17 protein-coding genes are annotated in these 21,094 nt (G+C 48.2%); 12 read left to right on the top strand and 5 right to left on the bottom strand.

The annotated features are described in order from the left end of the window. Positions 1-666: 666 nt before the first annotated feature. The 8 genes from speD (at position 667) to ACRQU7_RS12910 (ending at position 8,425) form a co-directional block, all read left to right on the top strand. On the top strand, positions 667-1,449 hold the full coding sequence (gene speD, locus ACRQU7_RS12945; protein ID WP_444641278.1) for an adenosylmethionine decarboxylase: 783 nt from the start codon (positions 667-669) through the stop codon (positions 1,447-1,449). Beyond that, entirely contained in the window at positions 1,446-2,894 is a 1,449-nt protein-coding gene (locus tag ACRQU7_RS12940; RefSeq protein WP_444641277.1) for an aminotransferase class I/II-fold pyridoxal phosphate-dependent enzyme, read from the top strand. Before speD ends, ACRQU7_RS12940 begins: the two co-directional genes overlap by 4 nt. Then, complete coding sequence (gene speE, locus ACRQU7_RS12935) at positions 2,894-3,748, top strand: polyamine aminopropyltransferase (RefSeq protein ID WP_444641276.1); 855 nt, start codon at positions 2,894-2,896, stop codon at positions 3,746-3,748. Before ACRQU7_RS12940 ends, speE begins: the two co-directional genes overlap by 1 nt. Then, positions 3,741-4,604 (top strand): agmatinase, encoded by an 864-nt coding sequence (speB, locus tag ACRQU7_RS12930; protein WP_444641275.1) that lies wholly within the window; start codon positions 3,741-3,743, stop codon positions 4,602-4,604. Before speE ends, speB begins: the two co-directional genes overlap by 8 nt. Beyond that, a complete protein-coding gene (locus ACRQU7_RS12925; RefSeq protein ID WP_444641274.1) occupies positions 4,597-5,799 on the top strand; it encodes a saccharopine dehydrogenase family protein in 1,203 nt (400 codons plus the stop codon). Before speB ends, ACRQU7_RS12925 begins: the two co-directional genes overlap by 8 nt. Then, positions 5,796-6,929, top strand: coding sequence for a carboxynorspermidine decarboxylase (gene nspC / locus ACRQU7_RS12920; RefSeq protein ID WP_444641273.1), 1,134 nt, complete (start codon positions 5,796-5,798; stop codon positions 6,927-6,929). Before ACRQU7_RS12925 ends, nspC begins: the two co-directional genes overlap by 4 nt. Before the next feature lie 229 nt (positions 6,930-7,158). Continuing rightward, positions 7,159-8,055 carry a helix-turn-helix domain-containing protein gene (locus ACRQU7_RS12915; protein ID WP_444641272.1) on the top strand — a complete coding sequence of 299 codons (897 nt, stop codon included), beginning with the start codon at positions 7,159-7,161 and terminating at the stop codon, positions 8,053-8,055. A gap of 130 nt (positions 8,056-8,185) precedes the next feature. Further along, entirely contained in the window at positions 8,186-8,425 is a 240-nt protein-coding gene (locus ACRQU7_RS12910) for a hypothetical protein (RefSeq protein ID WP_444641271.1), read from the top strand. A gap of 265 nt (positions 8,426-8,690) precedes the next feature. On the opposite strand, the gene ACRQU7_RS12905 is transcribed toward ACRQU7_RS12910, so the two are convergent. The 3 genes from ACRQU7_RS12905 to ACRQU7_RS12895 form a co-directional block, all read right to left on the bottom strand. Then, a complete protein-coding gene (locus ACRQU7_RS12905; RefSeq protein WP_444641270.1) occupies positions 8,691-9,623 on the bottom strand; it encodes a DMT family transporter in 933 nt (310 codons plus the stop codon). A gap of 72 nt (positions 9,624-9,695) precedes the next feature. Continuing rightward, positions 9,696-10,187 (bottom strand): LeuD/DmdB family oxidoreductase small subunit, encoded by a 492-nt coding sequence (locus ACRQU7_RS12900; RefSeq protein ID WP_141825709.1) that lies wholly within the window; start codon positions 10,185-10,187, stop codon positions 9,696-9,698. A 45-nt stretch (positions 10,188-10,232) separates the two neighbouring features. Next, positions 10,233-11,492, bottom strand: a complete 1,260-nt coding sequence (locus ACRQU7_RS12895) for a 3-isopropylmalate dehydratase large subunit (protein ID WP_444641269.1) — start codon at positions 11,490-11,492, stop codon at positions 10,233-10,235. A 475-nt stretch (positions 11,493-11,967) separates the two neighbouring features. Between ACRQU7_RS12895 and ACRQU7_RS12890 the strand changes: the two genes are divergently transcribed. Both ACRQU7_RS12890 and rpoN read left to right on the top strand, forming a co-directional pair. After that, positions 11,968-13,899, top strand: coding sequence for a sigma 54-interacting transcriptional regulator (locus ACRQU7_RS12890; RefSeq protein ID WP_444641268.1), 1,932 nt, complete (start codon positions 11,968-11,970; stop codon positions 13,897-13,899). A gap of 136 nt (positions 13,900-14,035) precedes the next feature. Beyond that, entirely contained in the window at positions 14,036-15,430 is a 1,395-nt protein-coding gene (gene rpoN, locus ACRQU7_RS12885) for an RNA polymerase factor sigma-54 (protein ID WP_444641267.1), read from the top strand. A 277-nt stretch (positions 15,431-15,707) separates the two neighbouring features. On the opposite strand, the gene ACRQU7_RS12880 is transcribed toward rpoN, so the two are convergent. Beyond that, complete coding sequence (locus ACRQU7_RS12880; RefSeq protein WP_444641266.1) at positions 15,708-16,946, bottom strand: PucR family transcriptional regulator; 1,239 nt, start codon at positions 16,944-16,946, stop codon at positions 15,708-15,710. 218 nt (positions 16,947-17,164) lie between these two features. On the opposite strand from ACRQU7_RS12880, the gene ACRQU7_RS12875 reads away from it, so the two are divergent. Then, positions 17,165-19,114, top strand: coding sequence for an NAD(P)/FAD-dependent oxidoreductase (locus tag ACRQU7_RS12875; protein WP_444641265.1), 1,950 nt, complete (start codon positions 17,165-17,167; stop codon positions 19,112-19,114). Positions 19,115-19,145: 31 nt separating this feature from the next. Continuing rightward, positions 19,146-19,466: a nuclear transport factor 2 family protein gene (locus ACRQU7_RS12870; protein WP_444641264.1), complete on the top strand. Its 321-nt coding sequence runs from the start codon at positions 19,146-19,148 to the stop codon at positions 19,464-19,466. A 364-nt stretch (positions 19,467-19,830) separates the two neighbouring features. Here ACRQU7_RS12870 and ACRQU7_RS12865 read toward each other — a convergent pair whose 3' ends face one another. Then, the gene (locus ACRQU7_RS12865) at positions 19,831-21,054 is read right to left on the bottom strand and encodes a PucR family transcriptional regulator (RefSeq protein ID WP_444641263.1); all 1,224 of its coding nucleotides are present in this window, start codon (positions 21,052-21,054) and stop codon (positions 19,831-19,833) included. Between the last annotated feature and the right edge of the window lie 40 nt (positions 21,055-21,094).

Genomic DNA, 21,094 nt, shown 5'->3' with positions numbered 1-21,094 from the left:
ATTGGAAGTTGTCAACAGGAATCAATCCGGGCCTTGTTTCCTTCGGATACAGGGTTCGGATTGGAGAAGTCTTTCGTTTACAAAGAAATTGATATTCTGATTCCTTATAAGGGCCTGCAGCAATTCCATTTCAGTTTCCGGGACAAAACGCAACCTTGTTGCAGAATCAGCTGGAAATGCTGTCATGTGGTGATTCTGTTCAAAATGGCCAGTCTTTTGAAGGATAAAAAATATAATTGACATTAAACGAATAACATGATAATCTAAACACGGTCGTCTATATAGGACGAGAATTTACTGACCGCTTCTATCTTTTGGAAGTTCAGGGCCTACGGACAGCCCGGTCGACTGCCGCCGCGGAGCAATCCGCATTATTGATTGCGTTAAAAGCGCGACTTTTATAAGCTGGCAACTTAATTGCCTGTTGGGTTCATTCGCCCGAAGTGTACTGTGGTACACACTTGTAAAACGGTCAATAAGAGTAGTAAAAGTAAGTTTTTTGCTATATAGACTCTGAAAACATCAGCACGAAAGCAATCCTTCCTTACGGCATATCCATGTGAAAAATCGTGGTGTTCCGTGCGGTGCTGTTTATATTGAATTGATTTTATAGGTGTGTCACAGGATACTGTGGCGCACTTATTTTTTATTTAGGGAGGAATTATCATGGCGGATAAGCTAAGCCTGTACGGTTTTAATAATCTGACAAAATCGCTCTGTTTCAATATTTATGATATTTGTTATGCAAAAACCCCCCGCGAGCAGCAGGACTATATCAAATACATCAACGAGCAGTACAATTCCGAGCGTCTGACCGCGATCCTTACCCACCTGACGGAAATGATCGGCGCAACGGTGCTGAATATTTCGAAGCAGGACTACGAACCGCAGGGGGCGTCGGTCACCCTTTTAATTGCCGAAGAAAGCATGGTGCAAAACCTCAGCGGTGAAACAGTGGTGGCGCATCTGGATAAAAGCCATGTCAGCGTACACACCTATCCCGAATATCATCCCGGGACCTCGATCGCAACCTTCCGGGTGGATATTGACGTAGCCACCTGCGGGGAGATTACGCCGCTTTCCACTCTTGAGTTTCTCATCAACAGCTTTGACTCGGATATCATCACCATGGATTACCGCGTACGCGGCTTTACCCGTGACGTAGAGGGGAAAAAGCTGTTTACCGACCAGAAAATCAGCTCGATCCAAAATTTCATTACGCCGGAAACATTAAAGAAATACGATGCCATTGACATCAACGTTTATCAGGCAAACATCTACCACACCAAAATGCTTATCAAGGATATCGTTTTGCAGAACTACCTTTTTAATTCCGATGTTTATGAAATCCCGCCAAAGCTGCGTTTGGACATTACGCAGGCGCTGCGGCAGGAGATGATCGAGATTTTCAGCGGCGAAAACATTTATCAGGAGGGTGGAGCCCAATGAAACAAAATCAGGCTCCCCTTTATGAAGCGCTGGAGCGCGTGAGGGACGGCGGTCTTGTACCGTTCGATGTTCCGGGGCATAAGCGGGGCAAGGGCAACCGGGAGCTGACCGAGTTTTTGGGTGAACGCTGCCTTTCCGTCGACGTTAATTCGATGAAGCCTCTGGACAACCTGTGCCACCCCACGGGGGTGCTCCAAGAAGCTGAGGCCTTGGCCGCACAGGCCTTTGGCGCGGCACACGCTTTCTTTATGGTGGGCGGTACGACCTCTTCGGTGCAGGCGATGATCCTTTCCCACGTGAAGGCGGGCGAGCGGATTATCCTGCCGCGCAACGTGCACCAGAGCGCAATCAACGCCCTGGTACTCTGCGGCGCGGTGCCGGTTTATATCAATCCCCAGACCGACAAAAAAATCGGTATCGCACTGGGCATATCGGTCGCCGATGTCAAACGGGCAATCGCGGAGCATCCCGAAGCGAAAGCAATTTTAGTCAATAACCCCACTTACTACGGCATTTGCTCTGATTTAAAGCAAATCACCCGGCTGGCCCATGCGCAGGGAATGAAGGTGCTGGTGGACGAAGCCCACGGCACGCACTTTTATTTTGGGAAGGATATGCCGGTTTCCGCTATGGCGGCGGGCGCGGATATGGCGGCCGTGAGCATGCATAAATCGGGCGGCTCGCTTACGCAAAGCTCGATCCTGCTGTGCGGGGAGCATGTGAACGCCCACTATGTGAGGCAGATTATCAACCTGACCCAAACCACCAGTGCGTCTTACCTGCTGCTTTCCAGCCTGGACATTTCACGCCGCAACCTCGCTCTACGCGGGGAAGAGCTGTTTGAGAAGGTCAAGCGCTTTTCGAAGTATGCCCGGGAAGAAATCAACAAGCTGGGTGATTATTACGCCTACGGCAGGGAGCTGTGCAACGGCGACAGCTTTTTTGATTTTGACGCCACCAAACTTTCGATCAACACCCGTGCTCTGGGTTTGGCGGGCATTGAGGTCTACGATATTCTGCGTGAGGAATATGATATTCAGGTGGAATTCGGCGATTTGGGAAATATCCTTGCCTATATTTCACTGGGTGATAAAAACAAGCATATCGAACGGCTTATCAGTGCCCTGGGCGAAATCCGGCGGCTTTACAAGCGCCCTGTCAGAGAGATGCCCGAGAGCGAATATATCAGCCCCGATGTGGTGCTTTCCCCGCAGGCGGCCTTTTACGGCGATAAGCAGAGCCTGCCGCTTGCACAGTGCGCGGGCAGGATATGTGGCGAATTTGTAATGTGCTATCCGCCGGGGATCCCGATTCTTGGCCCGGGCGAGCGTGTTACCGGGGAAATTATTGCATACATCCGGTATGCAAAGGAAAAGGGCTGCTTGCTTACAGGGCCCGAAAGCATGGATGTAAGCAGCCTGAACGTGCTGAAAGGAGAAGAGTGATGGACGATTTATGGTACAGCGAATATGATACGCCCAACGTGCGCTTTTCGATCAGGGTAAACGCGCAGTTACACAGCGAGCAGAGCGATTATCAGAAAATCGCCGTGTATGACTCCCCCGAGTTCGGGCGCTTTTTGACGCTGGACGGCGTGCTGATGCTCACCGAGCGGGACGAGTTTATTTACCACGAGATGATCACCCACGTTCCGATGGCTGTCAGCCCGGATGTCAAACGGGTGCTGCTGATCGGCGGGGGAGACGGCGGCGCAGCCAGAGAGCTCGGTAAATATCCGGACATTGAGCGGATCGACGTGGTAGAGATTGACCGGCGCGTGGTCGCTGTCTGCAAACAGTATCTGCCTCAGACCGCCTGCGGGTTTGATAATCCCAAGGTCCGGCTGCATTTTAACGACGGTCTGCGCTTTGTCCGTTCGGCAGAGGAGGAATACGACCTGATCATCGTCGATTCCACCGACCCCTCGGGACCGGGTGAAGTGCTTTTTACCAAAGAGTTTTACGGCAACTGCATGAAAGCGCTGCGCCGGAACGGGATCATGGTCAACCAGCACGAAAGTCCCTTCTATAGTGAGGATGCCAAAGCCATGAAGGCGGCGCATAAGCGGATCGTTTCGGTTTTTCCGCTGGCGCGTGTCTATCAGGCGCATATCCCCACCTATCCCTCCGGGCAGTGGCTGTTCGGCTTCGCCTCCAAGGGGCTGCATCCGCTGAAGAATCTGGACGCGGAGCGCTGGAATGCCCTGGGCATTCCGACACGTTATTACAATACCAATCTGCACAGGGGCTCGTTTTATCTGGCAAATTACATCGAGGAGGCGCTGAGCGAAAATGAATAGGAATCTGCAGTGCTTTTTGTCCTGTGAAGCAGAGTACGACGAAGCGGATATCGCGCTTTTTGGCGTGCCGTTTGACGGTACGACCTCCTTTCGCCCCGGCGCACGCTTCGGCCCCGCCGCAATCCGCGGCGAAAGCTTTGGGCTTGAAACCTACTCGCCGTACTGCGGCCGCGACCTTACCGACTGCCGTATCTTTGACGGCGGCGATTTAGAGCCGCCCTTCGGCAATCCCCGGCGGATGCTCGCGCTGACACAGGAGTATACCGCACGGGTGCTGGAAGACGGCAAGCTGCCCGTTATGCTGGGCGGCGAACACTTGATCACCCTTGGTGCGGTGCGGGCGGTGCTGGAACGCTATCCCGGGCTGCATGTCATCCACTTTGACGCACATACCGACCTGCGCAGCGATTATCTGGGCGAGGAGCTTTCCCACGCCACGGTCATGCGGCAGATCTGGAAGCTGGTGGGGGACGGCAGGATACACCAGTTCGGCATCCGCAGCGGAGAGCGGTACGAATTTGAATTTGCAGGGGCCCATACCGACCTTCATCCGTTCAACCTGCACGATTTCGAGTCGTTTCTGCCCCGTCTGGCGGGCAAACCCGTCTACTTCTCGCTGGATTTGGATGTGCTGGACCCCTCTGTGTTTTGCGGCACGGGCACTCCCGAGCCGGGCGGAGTCGGTTTTCAGGAGCTTTTAGACGCCGTCCTGCAGCTGCACCGGCTGAATATTGTAGGCTGTGATATCAACGAGCTATCCCCCCACTACGACCATAGCGGGGCCTCCACAGCCGTTGCCTGTAAAATCGTCAGAGAACTACTATTACAGCTAAAAGGAGAAATGGAAAATGGGTAAATGTATGATCATCGGCTGCGGGGGTGTGGCGGGCGTTGCCATCCACAAGTGCTGTCAGAACAGCGATGCCTTTGAAGAGATTATGATTGCCAGCCGCACCAAATCGAAATGCGACGCTCTGAAGGATTCGCTGCAGGGCAGTACCAAAACCAAAATCCACACCGCGCGGGTAGATGCCGACAAGGTGGACGAGCTGGTTGCGCTGATCCGGGACTTTCAGCCCGATGTCGTCCTGAATCTGGCCCTGCCATATCAGGATTTAAGCATTATGGAAGCATGCCTTGCCACCAAAACGCACTATGTCGATACCGCCAACTACGAACCGACCGATACCGCCAAATTTGAGTATAAGTGGCAGTGGGATTATCGCGAACGCTTTCGCGAGGCGGGGATCTGCGCGCTGCTGGGCAGCGGCTTTGACCCCGGCGTAACCGGCGTATTCTCGGCCTATGCGCTCAAGCACCAGTTTGATGAAATCAACGAGATTGATATCCTCGACTGCAACGGCGGTGACCACGGGTATCCCTTTGCCACCAACTTTAACCCCGAAATCAACATCCGTGAGGTATCCGCCAAAGGCAGCTACTGGGAAGACGGGGGCTGGGTGGAAACCGAACCGATGGAGATCAAGCGCCGGTACGACTTTGCGGGAGTAGGGCCCAAGGATATGTATCTGCTGCACCATGAGGAAATCGAAAGCCTTGCCCTCAACATCCCCGGTATCCGCCGCATCCGTTTTTTCATGACCTTTGGCGAAAGCTATCTGACCCATCTGAAGTGCTTGGAAAACGTGGGCATGACCTCCATCAAGCCGATTCTGTACGAGGGGCGCGAGATCGTACCCCTGCAATTTTTAAAGGCGGTCCTGCCCGACCCTGCTTCGCTTGGCCCGCGCACGGTCGGCAAGACGAACATCGGCTGCATCTTTCAGGGGAAAAAGGACGGCAAGGATAAAACCTATTACCTCTACAATATCTGCGACCATCAGGAATGCTATCGTGAGGTAGGCTCCCAGGCGATTTCGTATACCACCGGCGTGCCCGCTATGATCGGCGCTATGTTGGTAATGAACGGCATATGGAACAAACCGGGGGTCTGGAATATTGAGGAATTTGATCCCGATCCGTTCATGGATGCACTCAATCAATGGGGACTGCCCTGGATCGAAGACTTCGCCCCCGTCCTGGTGGAATGATGGATCCCCGTGCCTTTGCGCTTCCCACCCCATGCTATGTAGTGGATGAGGCGCTTCTCATAAAGAATCTGGAAATCCTCCGCGACACCGCCCGGCGGGCCGGCTGTAAAATTCTGCTGGCGCAAAAAGCCTTCTCGATGTTTGCAGTCTATCCGCTGATCGGGCAATATCTTGACGGAACCACTGCAAGCGGGCTTTTTGAAGCAAGGCTGGGGCGCGAAGAAATGGGGGGCGAAACACATATTTTTTCGGCCGCATACCTTGAAAACGATTTTGAAGAAATATTAAAGATTTGTGACCACATTACCTTCAATTCCTTTTATCAGTGGGAAAAGTATAGGCGTCAGTCGCTCGCTTCCGGAAAAAGCTTCGGAATCCGGATCAATCCGGAGCATTCCACACAGGAGCACGGTATCTACGACCCCTGTGCGGCCGGTTCAAGGTTAGGGGTAACACTCCAAAATTTTCGTCCGGACCTGCTCGAGGGGATTGAAGGATTGCATTTTCATACTCTGTGCGAGCAAAACAGCGATGCGTTAATGGAAACACTGGCGGCGGTAGAGGACAAGTTCGGCGCATTTTTGCCGCAGATGAAATGGGTGAACTTCGGGGGCGGGCACCACATCACCCGTCCGGATTATGACCGGGACGCGCTGATTGCCTGTATCCGGCGCTTTCGGGCAAAATACGACGTCGAGGTTTATCTTGAGCCGGGGGAAGCGGTGGCGCTGAATGCGGGCTTTCTGGTAACCAGTGTGCTGGATATTGTAAAAAACGGCGTCGAAACAGCCCTGCTGGATGCTTCGGCGGCCTGCCATATGCCCGATGTGATCGAAATGCCCTACCGTCCGCCCCTTTACGAAAGCGGAAACGCCGGCGAAAAAGCATACACCTACCGTCTTGCGGGTGCTACCTGTCTGGCGGGAGACGTCATTGGCGATTACTCCTTCGATCATCCCTTAAAACCGGGCGACCGCCTTGCCTTTTGCGATATGGCGATTTATTCGATGGTAAAAAACAACACCTTTAACGGGATTTGTCTGCCATCCATTGTACTGCGCAGGCAAAACGGCGAACTGACGGTAATCAGGAGTTTCGGGTACGCCGATTTCAAAAACAGATTATCTTAATAACGTTTTATACAGACGGAAAACAAATCGGGCTCTCATTTTTATGAGAGCCCGGTTTGTTTTAACGGCTATAGGCGGGACCCATGATTCCTGCTCCGTTTCCGTACGGTTGATGTAATTTGGCTTTTCAGAGGTTCAATTTCAAATTTCACGTTTTGAATATTCATGTTATAATAGACACGGTTATCCGTCCGGAAAAATATGCAGGCCGAAAGGAGCGGAAAGAGATTTGAGAAATATCTCCAATATAGAATTTCATGCGGGAAGTAAAGAGGAACGATTGCCTGATTTTGCGTCCGATTTTCCATATATCGCTTCTCACGCTGATTTTATAGGACGTTTCGTACCATGGCACTGGCATAAAGCAGTAGAACTTTTTTATATGCAAAGCGGTACACTGGAATATTATACGCCAAAAGGGAAAAAGGTATTTCCCACAGGTTCCGGCGGGTTGGTCAATTCGAATGTGCTTCATATGACAAAGCCGCAGGCGGAAGGGACCATTCAGCTTCTGCATATTTTCGATCCTTCTTTTATCGCCGGAGAGCAGGGGTGCCGGATCGAACAAAGGTATATTACACCGGTTATCGCGCATTCACAGTTGGAAATCATAGCATTATATCCCGATCGTCCGGAACAGACATCGTTATTAAATACAATCCGGGAATCTTTTAATCTTTCTGAAAACGATTTTGGATACGAAATCAAACTGCGCGCATCTTTATCTGACATATGGCTCCGCCTTCTTACCATCTCTTCCCCTTTACTGAGGGAGGGGGGAGATTATGACAGAATAAATGATAAGATAAAATTGATGATGATCTATATCCATGAACATTATGCAGAGAAAATCTCAATCAAGGAAATTGCCGCTGCTGCTTTTTCCAGCGAACGTGAGTGCTTTCGGGCATTCCATGATTGTCTGCATATGACGCCTGTGGAATATATAAAAAGTTACCGGCTGCAAATGGCGTGTCATCTGCTGGCAAAAAGCCGGGAATCCATTACGTTTATCAGCCGCGCCTGCGGATTGGGCAGCAGCAGCTATTTCGGAAAAACGTTTCGGGAACATGCCGGCTGTACTCCCGCAGAGTATCGCAGAAAATGGCAGGATAATGATATATAAAGGCGGAAATATGATATTTATCCAGAAAAGATTGCACTATAATGATATCCGTAAAGGTGATGGGGCAATCTGAAAAAGCAAAGCTCATTGCAATCACCGCAACCGTTTTCTCATGAATGGAGGGTCTGCAATGATAAAACTGGACGTCTTTAATATGAAAAACTTTTTACAGACAGTAAACGAGTGTAGTGGAGCGATTAATTTGCTGCACCCGGACGGCAGAAAAGAAAACATTAACAAACAGTACGGTGTTCAGAATGAATTGCTGCAAAAACATAGGGAAAACAAAGGCTTTCTGCGGATCTCACTGGATATTCCAGCCTACAAGGATTATATGCGTCTTGTATATTTTACGATTGGGGACTCTTAAATAGTTTGTCTGTCAATTTTTCATCAGAAAAGGGCCTGACCGGTTTTTGGGTCAGGCCCCGGTCGTTTCACGAAAAAGAGCCAAAACGCATCACAATCAGGTGTGCGTTTTGGCTCTTCATTGGTTTCGGAACCGTCCCAGGGACAGCTTCTCTGCTCAGGGAAGGTTTTGCCGGCAAAGTACAGAAGGCTTGCTTCTGTGACAATGCTGATTTTACCGGGAATTCAGTGTCGTCTGAATTCTGTGAACGGGTCTCTGGTTCCGGCTATTGCGGGTTTGCGCTTGCTAATTTCTGTTTCTCCTTCTCCGCTTTGCGGTTGCTGGAAAAGCTGACAAAGGAGCCCACCAGGACAAACAGAATGCCGATTACGACGTTTGGCACAATTGTCTCGCCAAGCAGAACAATTGCTAAAATCGTAGCCAGGGCAGGCTTTATCAGGAACACCATGGAGGTCATGACGGGGGAAGTCAGCTTCACGGCTCCAAGGAAGAATATGTAGCTGAAAGCCTTGATGAAGATTCCCATGTAAAGAAGGATGATGACGCTCTGGGGCGCGATTCCGGAGAGGATCGGCCTTTTGGTGATTACCAGTATCAAAAACAGAACAATGATTCCGACCAGGAAACAAAAGAAGTTCAGCACATAAGAGCCATAGTAGCCGATTCTCGTCTTGCTGCAGACATTAAAGATGGCCCATGCTACCGCGGCAACCAATGCATACAGAATTCCTATGAGGTTGCGGCCTCCGGTCATTCCGGTGAGCAGGCTTACCGGGTTAAAGATAACGATAACGCCGACGATGCTGATAGCCATGGAAATGAGATCGGTTTTGCTGATCTTGGATTTCAAAATCATGACTGCAAACGGTATGGTAAAAATTGCGTTGGAACAGAAAACCACCGCTGAAGTAGACGCCGCCGTATAGGTGACCGCAAACTGCAGGCACAGCATTGACACGGGAACGCATAAGATTCCCATCGGGATAAAATACGCCCAATCCTTCGCGGTCAGTTTCAGCTTTTCCTTCTTCATCTCCTTGAACGCCATGGGCGCCAGAATGATGGTTCCAATGGTAAATACGATGAAGGTGACCTGTATCGGATCCATTTTTCCCGTGGTCGCCAAAAATTTACCGGAAATTTCCTGCGTGCTGTACAGCAATGCCGCTAAAACGATATACAAATATCCCTTTTTCATTTCAATTCCCCCAAAAATATTTTATTTTATCCGCTTTCTTTGTCTGTCGAACATGGGAACCCGGAACACTTATCAATCGATCGATTGTTCCAAAAACGGTATCAGTCCTCCTGCGTTTACCAGTTTTAGGATATGCTCCGGCATTTTTGTGGATTTATAAACTTCGGACCTGGTGAGATTGCTGACCTTCCCGTCGAAAAAATCCACTTCTATTTCATCCCCATCGGAGATTTTGTCCGTCTCCTGACACTCAATGACCAGCAGGCCCAAATTGATCGCGTTTCTGTAAAAAATTCTTGCAAAAGATTTCGCTAAGATTACTTTTACTCCTAACTCTCTAAGGCACAGCGGGGCTGTCTCTCTGCTGGAGCCTGACCCAAAATTGTTTTCCGCGACCAGAATATCACCGGGTTTGAATTTCTTGGAAAAATCTTTGTCAATTGGGTACATCGTATAGGCCGCCGCCTCTTTGATGCTGAGTTCAATATAATTAGGAGGAGATATGATGTCGGTATTGATATTGTCACCATATTTATGAACTTTTCCTCTAAACTTGTTTTCCACAGTGTTGCCTCCCTATTTTTGCTTATGCTTCAACGCTTTGTTCCTTTATAAAAACTCCCTCGGGTCGGTAATTTCGCCCGTAATTGCAGAAGCTGCAACGGAGAGCGGCGAAGCCAGATATACTTCGGAGTCCTTGCTTCCCATACGGCCGAGAAAATTCCTGTTGGTAGATGAAATACAGACTTCACCGCCCGCCAAATCTCCTGAATGGACTCCCAGACAGGCTCCGCAGCTGGATGCCAGAACCGTGGCACCTGCTTCTGAAAGCGTGGTGAGAATACCTTCCTTCGCGCATCTTTCCCATATTTGCCGCGATGCCGGATTGACCAACAACCGGATTCCCTTTGCGATCTTTCTGCCTTTCAGCATATCTGCCGCTAATTTCAGGTCGTGATAACGTCCGCCCGTACAGGAACCAAGATAAGCCTGATCGATTCTGACATGGCCGACGCTGGAAATTTCGGTCACGTTGTCCACTTCGTGCGGGCAGGCGCACAAAGGGTTGATTCCGGAGACGTCGAATTGATATTTGTGGAAATAGACGGCGTCTTCATCACTTGTGAAGGTTTCGCCTTCCGCCGCGCCGACTTCTTTCAGATATGCCTTCGTGATCTCGTCACATGCGATGATTCCGTTTTTCGCACCGGTTTCCACCGCCATATTCGTCATGCACAAACGCTCGTCCATCGGCAGATTTCTGATCGTGTCGCCGACGAATTCCATCGCCTTATAAGTTGCGCCGCTGTGGCCGACCGTGCCGGTCGCTTTTAGGATCAGGTCTTTCGCCATTACGCCTGGCTTTGTTTTGCCGCTGAATCCAAATTGAATGGTCTCGGGCACTTTCAGCCATATTTCTCCCGTCGCCACCACGCCGAGCATCTCCGTAGAGCCGATTCCGGTGGAAAAAGCACCCAGAGCCCCATACATGCACGTGTGTGAGTCCGTACCCACGACCAGATATCCCGGCGAAACATGTCCGCCTTCCACCATCACCTGATGGCACGGCCCGCAGAATTCATAGTAATTCTTAATGTTGTATTCTTTTGCCCAGTCCCTGGTGAACTTAACGATTTCCGCCTGGTTCTCATTCGCCGGAGGAGTATAATGGTCGGAAATAATGATCACTTTATCGGGATCCCAGACTTTTTTATTCAATCTCTTCATATGTTCCGCGATTTGTACTCTCGGCCCCAGAACATCGTCCATCATAGCCCGGTCAACCTTCGCCCATACGATATCGCCGGCCCTGACATTCTCATTGCCGCTGGCTTTCGCCAGTATTTTTTCACTGATTGTCATTGACATAAAATCACACCAATCTCCTATTCATTTGCCCTTATTTACGAATTGCTTTTTTGTCCTCCCCGTCATCATTCAGACAGTTTTTTCACAAATCGGCATTCCCTCCTATTTAATCGAATCGACGTCATTGGAATTGTGCACTAACTACAATGATAGCAATTTGCGTTCCAAGTCCTGTCCAACCTTGCGAAAAATCATCAGCGCCCATGATCCGCGCCGGCAAAAAAAGCCAAGTGAGGGATGCGCGCCTGCGAAATGCTTTAAAAATGTTAGACGCGGTCCTTGTTGTTTGATTCAAATTGTTTTATAATGTTTATATGTTTCAGATTATTTTGAAACATTTTGTCGAAGCAGCAGATGCTTTTCTGTGTGCTCCGTTCCGACGCAATCGTAAAATAGATGTTCTGCGGCAATCGGCGCACTTCTGTTTTGCGGGAGCGTCTGAGGAATATATTCCAACGTACAGGGGAGAACCAAAATGAAAAAAAAGGAAGAGATCGGGCGGGCAGTGCCGGAAATATGTTTGGTCGCCCCCTCCCAGGCACTGGCGGATTTAACGGCTTCCATCGCACAAAAAAGGGGAGAGGACATCGGAATTTATGTGGGCGTCCTGGATGAAGGAGTTCGAGCCGCTGAAGAGTTGTCAAAACAGGGAGCGAAAATTTTTGTAAGCAGAAAAGGGACCGCGTCTGTGATCGGCAGAAAGGGGTTCAACGTAGTAAAAATAAACACCACGCTGAACGATTACCTTCGGCACCTGAACCTGATGCGGCAGTATTCCGGTAAAATTGCCATCGTTGAATATTATGAATTTATACCGGAACTGAAAAAGCTTTGCGACTATCTTAAAATAGAGGTGGCTTCTCTTTTGGGCTACAGCGGCACGCAGGATTACAAAGACTGCGTGGAACGAGCCATAACCAGCGGCGCCAGCATGCTGATGGGCGGGGGGGCTCAGCTCCCGGCAGAAGCGAAAAGGCTGGGAATCCCTTACACTGTTGTCGAAAACACGAAGGAGTCCATCAATGCGGCTTTGGATGTTGCCCAGCAGCTGCTCAGAGTGCAAAAAAAAGAAGCGGAAGAAAAAAAGCACTATAAGATACAGCTGGAGAAGTATACCACCGTCGTGGATTATGCCCATGACGCCATTATCAGCGTAGATAAAGAAGACATCATTACTCTTGCAAATACAGAAGCTTTCAAAATTCTGCAATGGACGGACAGCTGCGTTGGAAAAGATATTGCAAATATCGTCCCGGCTTTTGAATTCAGCGCGTTGGGGCACGACCAGAAAAAGGAGCTCAATAAGATTGTTAAAATCCATAATCTCCTGATTTCCGTGAATAAAATTCCGATTATCATTAACGGGATTTTTGAAGGCGCCGTCTATATGTTTCAGGATATTAAGGATATTCAGAAAAGTGAGGAAAAAATCCGCCTGCAGCTCTATAAGAAAGGACATATCGCCAAATATGATTTCGTCAATATCATCGGAAACAGCCACAGCATAGAGCGTACCAAGGAGATTGCCAAAGGCTATGCGAACACAAATTTTTCCATCCTGATCACCGGCGAAACCGGAACGGGAAAAGAGCTGTTTGCCCAAAGTATCCACAATAACAGTCCGAGAAAGAACGGCCCGTTTGTCGCAATCAATTGTGCCGCACTGCCGAAAGACCTGCTGAGCAGCGAATTATTCGGCTATGAGGAGGGCGCCTTCACGGGAGCCGCCAAAGGAGGGAAGCCCGGAATATTTGAAGTCGCGCACGGGGGAACCATTTTTCTGGACGAAATCGGGGAAATTCCTATGGAAACTCAGGTACAGCTGCTCCGGGTCCTTCAGGAAAGGGAAGTCAGAAGATTAAGCAGCGATCGGGTGATCCCCATTGACGTGAGGGTAATCTGTGCAACAAACAAAGATCTGGCAAAGGAAGTAAAGGAGGGGCGGTTCAGGGCGGACCTGTTTTACAGAATCAATGTTCTGAAGCTGGCAATTCCTCCGCTGAGGGAGCGGGAGGAAGATATTCCGTTGATTATAGACCATTTTCTGCAGCGGTTGACCGATCAGAATTACCTGTTGATTAAAGAATACATGCAGACTCTGTATCCTAAAATTGCGGGGTATTCGTGGCCGGGAAATGTCCGGGAACTGCTTGGGATTACCGAAAGGATCGCAACTCTTCTGGAAAATAATTTTTCAATGGATATTGATTTGAATATGATTTTGGAGAATATCGATTCTGCTTTTTTCATTGAGGATAATCGAACCATCGAACAGCTTCAGAAAAGCGATATCGTCGCAGCTTTGAGAAATCATGCATATCACAGGGGCAAAACTGCCGATGCACTCGGGGTTTCACGCAGCACACTGTGGCGCCTGATTAACAAGTACCATATTTCTCAGGACTGACAGCCAAGCTTCCCTTATGAAAACATCGTATCAGTTGGCACGAAAATTGCTTATTTATAAGTGATCAGCCGACATCCTCAGAAAATGAACGTGGAAGAGGTCCGGTGAAATTCAGTTTATCATAAGGAGAAGGCATATGAAGCTCGATTTGACATTAAAGCACACTCAGACTCAAATCATAAGCCCTGCGTTGCAGCAGACCCTTAAAATTCTTCAGATGCCGCTTCCTGAGCTCCGCGAAAAAATGGAGCTTGAGCTGGAGGAAAATCCGGTTCTGGACTGGATGGAAGACAATGATTGCGAGGATGGAATCTCCGGCTGCAGCCAGTGGGCCGGTGAGTTGGACGGGGAGGACCGCGCCGTGTTTCAAAGCGACGGCCGCATGACGGCGGATTTCGCTTCCAGGCACATTCCCGTAAAAACAGACGGCAGCCTCAGCCCCCTTGACCTGATCACAAAGGAAGAAACTTTCAAAGAGTATCTTTTAGGCCAGCTTCCGGATATTAAAGCCGATAAAAGGACATTATCCATTTGCCGCTATATGATTGAAAGCCTCAGTTCCTCCGGGTATCTGGACAGCAGCCTCCAGAATATCGCCACTGCCTTGCACTTGCCGCTCCAGCAGGTAAAACATGCGCTGAACCTGGTGCAGACCCTGCAGCCCTGCGGCGTGGGAGCACAAAATTTAGAGGAGTGCCTCAGCCTTCAGGTGAAAAAATTCTTTGAGGGTGATGAGAATTTGCTGCGGATGATTCATGAATGCCTCGAATTGATTGCAAGGAACAAAATTAAGGAGATCGCCAAAATCCTCCGGGTGGATATCGAATCGGCGGCCGGTTACTGTGCGGTTATAAAATCGATGCAGCCCATTCCTTCCTGCGGCTTCAACACGGAATCTCCTGTGGAATATGTAATTCCCGAGGCGAATATCAGCACGGAGCAGAAAAACATATGGATCCAAATGAACGATCATTTTCTTCCGAAGATATCCATTAACCGGTTCTATGAAGAGATGTACGAAAAGGGAAAAGACGAAGAGACACATGAGTTCCTTCGTCAAAAGATCATCGGTGCCAAATCGTTTTTAAACGGCGTTTCCATGCGCAATGAAATACTAAGCAGTGTTTTGCGCCAAATTGTGGAACTGCAGAAAAACTATTTTTTTGATGGGATTCTGAAGCCGATGAAACTGGCGGATATCTCCGAACCGCTTGGAATCCATGAATCCACGGTCAGCAGAGCGATTCAGGGGAAATATATCACCTGCAAACACGGAACGATCCCGCTAAAATCCTTTTTTACGACTGCCATCCGCACCGCGGAGAGTGAAAATATTTCCTCAAGCCAGATCAAAAGCACAATACGCGACCTGATTGACCATGAAGACAGCCGGAATCCCCTTTCGGATTTTGATATCTGCGAATATCTCAAGAAGAAAAATATTTTAATTTCAAGAAGAACCATCGCCAAATACCGGCGGGAAATGCAGATCGATTCCTCAACCATGCGGAGAGCTTTTATTCAAGCATGAGAGTGGGAACCGCTTTTAAAAGCTGCAGCCTGCGAACGATTACATAATTAATAACAAGCATAGATCCTATAGCTGTTTCTAAAAATTGTTTATGTAAAGCGCCGCTGAACAAGACCGAGTGATATAACCGATTTATGAGCAACAGCCATACTGATACCTCCTTTTTAAAGTTTGGTATCAGTATGGCTGTTGTTTGTTCTTTCATTATGTCGGTGCCTTAATCAACTCCGGCCGAGTGGCCTGCAAGCTATCCAGGGCGCCCTGATAAATCTGTGTATCATAAAAATTCGCTTAGCTCAAAGCTGATCATCATATCCAAAAAACAGTTGTAATCCTGTAAGTCGATATGGAAAAGCTCCTCAATTCTGTTTAGTCGGTAAGTCAGCGTATTCCGATGGATATGCAGCTTTTCGGCCGTATGGTTTTTATTGAACAGAGACTCGCAGTAACACTTAAGCGTAGATAGAAGCTCCGTGTTGTTTTTGATGTCGTAATCTTCGATTGTTTTCAGCAGCGGATCGATAAAGCAGGAAAATCCGGGCTGTTGTGAAATAAACAGATACAATGGCATGGGGTCCCCTCTGTCGTAATAGGAAAGATGGGGGACTTTCTCTTTTGGACTATTTTTATATGCTCTTGCGACAAGGTCAGCTGTTAAGTGACTTTGCAAGTAATAATCCGGTAATAGATACAAATTTTCAACCGGATAAACTGCCCCGCAATAAATTTCATAGCGTGAAAGGAAATTGGACATTTCCTGTGCGACACTTTTCATTTCACTGAAGCTATGCTTCTTTTCGTCCAGAACGAGACTTACCAGATCTGTTTTGAAAAGAGTGGAGACTGCCCCGGAAAATCTTTTTTTAAATGGATTATGAACGAAAGACAGCAAAGCCTGTTGGGCTTTGTTGCGGCCAAAAGGTGCCGTCAACAGAATTCCGGGTTTTTTGTAAAACCGTGAAAGGTTTAAAACGGCGCTGCTTTTCGCACTGTCAGGGCTGTTTCTGTTTAAAAGAATATTCAAATCGCTTGACAGAGACGGGGCATAATCCTGTGAAAGCTTGACCTTTATCCGCAGCACACTGACAAGGATGGAGGCAGCTTCCAATTGCCAGGGTTCAACGGAGTTTTTATTGATGAAAATCGCAATGTGGCCGTAAATATGGACGTCGTCATACACCTCGGCGAAAATCCGCGGCATATCTTCCACTAGACCTTTGTTGGCGAAAAAAGGATCATAGCGCGGGCCATCCTCTTCCAGATAAGCCTTCTGAAAATTCACAATTGTGTCAATTGGCAGCGTCCCGCTTTCCAGAAGCGTGTCGTAAACAGAGTCTCCAATTTTCTTTAAAGGATACTGAGCCACAATGTGGTACTCTTCATTTGTAAAAACCACGGGGGCGTCGAATATCTCGCTGGCACATTTAACAATATTTCCGAATCCGGGCCGATCCATAACTGCGTGGAATTTGCGGTAAATCCCAAGAAAATCATGGTTTCCTTTTGCATCCCACAAAGTGAATCACCTCTTTGGATTGATTATAGCAGTTCCTGTTAAAATGCACAATGACTCTATTTGATTTAGTTAAAACAAACATAGTAGAAAATCGTTAAATTATATACAATTGAATTATCATCAGTACAAATGATAATATTATTTTTTTCGTCAGATATGACGGCGTGAAAAATAGGATTGTCATTATGTACAATAATGTCGATAAGGAGGACGTATTGATGAATTTTGAAAAAACCTTCAGTCCCATGCACATTGGCAAAGTACTGATTAAAAACCGTTTGGTTGTTCCCGCAATGGACTCGGCCATGTGTGAGATGGATGGAACCATCAAGCAAATGGCTATCGACTATTACCATGCGAGGGCCAAAGGCGGTTTCGGTATGGTCATTACCGAAATTGCTGCAGTCGATGAAAGAGCCACCGGAATGCCCGGCGAACCGCGGCTTTATTCTGAAGAGTACCTTCCTGGTTTAACCAAGCTTGCCGCGGCTATTCACAACGGCGGGGCCAAAGCGTTTGTGCAGCTGCACCACGCAGGCCGCGAAACGATCCCGGACGAAATTGAGGGACTTACCCCAACTGCTCCGTCCAGCATTCCCTCCGTCGTCTATCGCGTCAAAGTGGAAGAATATACAACCGAGCAGGTTTATGAGCTGATCCATTCTTATATCGCCTGCGCTGAAAGATGTAAAAGAGCGGGCTTTGATGGGATTGAATTCCATTGTGCACACGGGTACATGGGCCTTCAGTTCTTCAGTCCGCGCACAAACAAGCGTATAGATGAATTCGGGGGCGGCTATGAAGGCAGGACATACTTCCATAAGCTTATTATTGAAGGAATCCGCAAGGTCTGTGGCGAAGACTTTGGAATTATCGTCAGGATGGATTCCATTGAAGGCAGAATCGGTGGGGTGGAAGAAAACGAAGCCATTGTTTTTGCAAGATTAATGGAAAGCTATGGTGCCGATGCGCTGAATGTTTCCGCAGGAACCTACGGCTCGTGGGTAGAGACGGTTCCTTCCCCGGACGTTCCGCAAGGCTGGAACTGGCACGCGGCCAGACGTATCCGCCAGGCCGTGGGGGTGCCGGTCATGCTGGCTGGAAGGTTCTCCGATCCTTTTGTCATTGAGCAGTCTATTGAGCGCGGCGATACCGATTTTGTCTGTACCGGACGCCAGTCCATTGCCGACCCGGATTTCCCAAACAAAATGGCCGGCGGATACCTTTCTGAGATCATCCCTTGCATTGGATGCACCCAACGCTGCATGAGCTTTAATGATCATAGCACTCTTCAGGAAGGCGACTGGGGCGTTTCCTGCATGCTGAACCCCATGAGCAACAATCGCAGGGAAGTTCAGTATCAGCCAACCGAAACGCCAAAAAAGGTTATGATTATCGGAGCTGGTATAGCGGGAATGGAAGCCGCTTGGATCGCTGCTCAACGCGGCCATGAGGTAACCGTTTATGAGCGCAATGACGAAAACCATGTCGGCGGACAGTTCCTGATTGCCTCTTACCCGCCTTACAAACAGGAGCTTACGCGTGCTATCCGTTACTATAAAACCATGTGTGAAAAAAACGGAGTCAAAATGGTGTATAACACAGAAGCGGACGAGGCGCTTATTCGGACTGAAAAACCGGATGTTCTTGTTATTGCAACCGGCGCAACTCCGTTCCGCTTAAACATCCCTGGTAACGATGCTCCGAATGTATATCAGGCAAACGACGTATTAACTGGAAAATCGATCCTTGGAAACAGCGCACTCGTAATAGGAGGCGGCTTGGTCGGTGTTGAAACGGCAGAATTCTGCCGCGATTATTGTTCCAGAGTTGCTGTTGTGGAAATGCGCAACGACATTGCCCTTGACCTCTACATGACGGTTCGGGACAATCTGATGAAGCGCTTTAAGCAGGAAGGCATCGAAGTATACACGAACACCACGGTTTCCAAAATTGAAGGTAACAGTGTTTACGCAACACAAAACGAAGAGGAGATTGTACTGTCCGGATTTGACAATATTGTATTCGCCGTTGGTTCAAAAGCGATCCCGCAGTTTGAAAAACCGGAATCTTTTGCAAAAGAAGTCTATGTGATCGGTGACGCGAAAAAAGCCAGAAGCGCTCTTGAAGCAATTTACGAGGGAGCAAAAATCGGACGGACAATTTAACCGGATTTTACACAAAGGAGGGTGATTTATAATGATTCTTGAAAACTATATCGAGTGTATGAATAACAGCGATTTTGAAGGAATAGCCCTACTTTTTACCGAGGACTGCCGCTTTAACGATGGCGGAGGACGCACAATTCATGTTGATGATCTGGTTGTCACCGGCAGGCAGGAGCTTAAAGCCGCATTTAAAGAGGTTTGGAAACAGTACAAGGTGCGCGCAAAGATTGTAAAGCTTAACGCCAACTCTATGGAATACGATGTCTGTTTAGGCGATGTGGTACTCCCGTGTATCGGTTGCGCCACCCTTAAAGATGACCTTATCGACGAGTACATTGTAAGGCCGCGCTAAGCATAGCCGTTTACCCATTCAATCATCTGACGGACAGGCGGTAACTGCTCTGAGAACAACGCAAACCGCACTGACCGTTTCAAAAAACAAGTTTTAAAATGTAGAAATCCAATACAAAGATAAACATGAAAAAGCCATCGAATTTTCGATGGCTTTTTCCTCGCTCGGATACAAGAAAAACATAAGATGAACTGTATCAGTATCTCCCAACATCACTAACCCAACATTCGTATTGGACGAAGTGATCTCATAGAGTATTTCGTTGGCATAGCTGACCATATTGCCAAGGAGAATATCTGAAGACCGAGTTCCGATTGATAGCCCGACCTGTTCTTTTCCCGCGTCTCATCCATGCCTTCGCGATTTATGTTAGCTGAATTTCCATGATATAAATAGAAACCTGCAAAAAAAGCAATTGAGAGGCATCTTTCCAATCAATATGGAACAGTATCTGCATGCGTTTTAAACGGTATGCAAGAGTTGTTTTATGAATATAGAGTCTGTCCGCTGTTTGTGACACGTTCTGATTGCAATTAAAATATGTTTTGATCGTATGGTAAAACTGAGTGGAATTTAGCTTGTCATACTCAATCATGGAGAGGATAGCATCTGCCACATATTGTTTCAGATTTCCGGTTGGCGGGTGAACATCTGTCATAAGGTCATAAAGCTTACAGTCATCATAATTTTGAACCGGATTTTGCATCCCCCAGCGTTTTGCAAACAAAACGGCGCGTGACGCACCTTGAAAATAGCGATGGACATAGAATAGATCTCTGAATTCAGCGCTGATTCCAAAATATACGGCATTTTTGTATGCAAGCTCAAGAATATCGTTTTCGGAGGAAAGCGGCCCGTCTCCTTTGGTTGTATCAACAAGCAGAGCTATACTGCCGTCGTACCGTGCTGCTGCTACGTAATCTTTTCTGGATTCAAGGCGGCCGGCTATTTTGTAATACATGTCTGCGGTAATATTGCCGCTTCGTGAATCAATTCGGCAGATTTTCATTCTGGAGGGCAGGTACAGTGTGGTTGAAACCTGAAGGCGCAGCTCATATTCCGTGCGTCTGGACAGCTTTTGCGTAAGGAGATCCTGCAACAATTTTGTCCAGGCGTGATCCGGCAACGGAAATGCCTTTGCCTTTTGTATTCTCAGTGCAAGAGCATAAACCTGCGCGATCATCATAGCAAGCGGTTCATCCATCTCAGTCAGTAGCCGGTCTTTTTCTAAAATCGTAAGGTGCCCCTCATAAAATCCGTCGCAGTAAGCCCTCACGATCATACGCCGCTGTCCTGCAAACGGAGAATCCAAAATATACGGCTGAAGCCGTACACTGTCAATTGCCTCCGTCACACATCGGGCATATTCCATAAAGGAAGTGCCTTCACGGCTTTTGATTCGATGCACAAGGTCATTTTTTGGTGCATTTCCACTGACAGCAACAACATTCCAATCCGCATCCATCAGGAACACGGGGTTGCCTAAATATCGTGATGACAGATTAACAAGTTCTGTCATCATGTCTTTTTTCTGCAGTGATTCGTACAATTCGAGCTTGATTTGGTCATTGTCTACAAATTTCGACATCATGCCTTCACCTTATCCTTCATTTGTAGGATATAAAACT

This window comes from Caproiciproducens puteiluti (genome assembly GCF_052442865.1).
In the GTDB taxonomy this organism is placed as follows: domain Bacteria; phylum Bacillota; class Clostridia; order Oscillospirales; family Acutalibacteraceae; genus Caproiciproducens.
This window is presented reverse-complemented; position numbering and strand designations above follow the sequence as displayed.

Coding starts and splice junctions, on each gene's coding strand:
- speD (WP_444641278.1), top strand. CDS start 667: ATGGCGGATAAGCTAAGCCTGTACGGTTTTAATAATCTGACAAAATCG.
- ACRQU7_RS12940 (WP_444641277.1), top strand. CDS start 1,446: ATGAAACAAAATCAGGCTCCCCTTTATGAAGCGCTGGAGCGCGTGAGG.
- speE (WP_444641276.1), top strand. CDS start 2,894: ATGGACGATTTATGGTACAGCGAATATGATACGCCCAACGTGCGCTTT.
- speB (WP_444641275.1), top strand. CDS start 3,741: ATGAATAGGAATCTGCAGTGCTTTTTGTCCTGTGAAGCAGAGTACGAC.
- ACRQU7_RS12925 (WP_444641274.1), top strand. CDS start 4,597: ATGGGTAAATGTATGATCATCGGCTGCGGGGGTGTGGCGGGCGTTGCC.
- nspC (WP_444641273.1), top strand. CDS start 5,796: ATGATGGATCCCCGTGCCTTTGCGCTTCCCACCCCATGCTATGTAGTG.
- ACRQU7_RS12910 (WP_444641271.1), top strand. CDS start 8,186: ATGATAAAACTGGACGTCTTTAATATGAAAAACTTTTTACAGACAGTA.
- ACRQU7_RS12905 (WP_444641270.1), bottom strand. CDS start 9,623: ATGAAAAAGGGATATTTGTATATCGTTTTAGCGGCATTGCTGTACAGC.
- ACRQU7_RS12895 (WP_444641269.1), bottom strand. CDS start 11,492: ATGTCAATGACAATCAGTGAAAAAATACTGGCGAAAGCCAGCGGCAAT.
- ACRQU7_RS12890 (WP_444641268.1), top strand. CDS start 11,968: ATGAAAAAAAAGGAAGAGATCGGGCGGGCAGTGCCGGAAATATGTTTG.
- rpoN (WP_444641267.1), top strand. CDS start 14,036: ATGAAGCTCGATTTGACATTAAAGCACACTCAGACTCAAATCATAAGC.
- ACRQU7_RS12875 (WP_444641265.1), top strand. CDS start 17,165: ATGAATTTTGAAAAAACCTTCAGTCCCATGCACATTGGCAAAGTACTG.
- ACRQU7_RS12870 (WP_444641264.1), top strand. CDS start 19,146: ATGATTCTTGAAAACTATATCGAGTGTATGAATAACAGCGATTTTGAA.
- ACRQU7_RS12865 (WP_444641263.1), bottom strand. CDS start 21,054: ATGTCGAAATTTGTAGACAATGACCAAATCAAGCTCGAATTGTACGAA.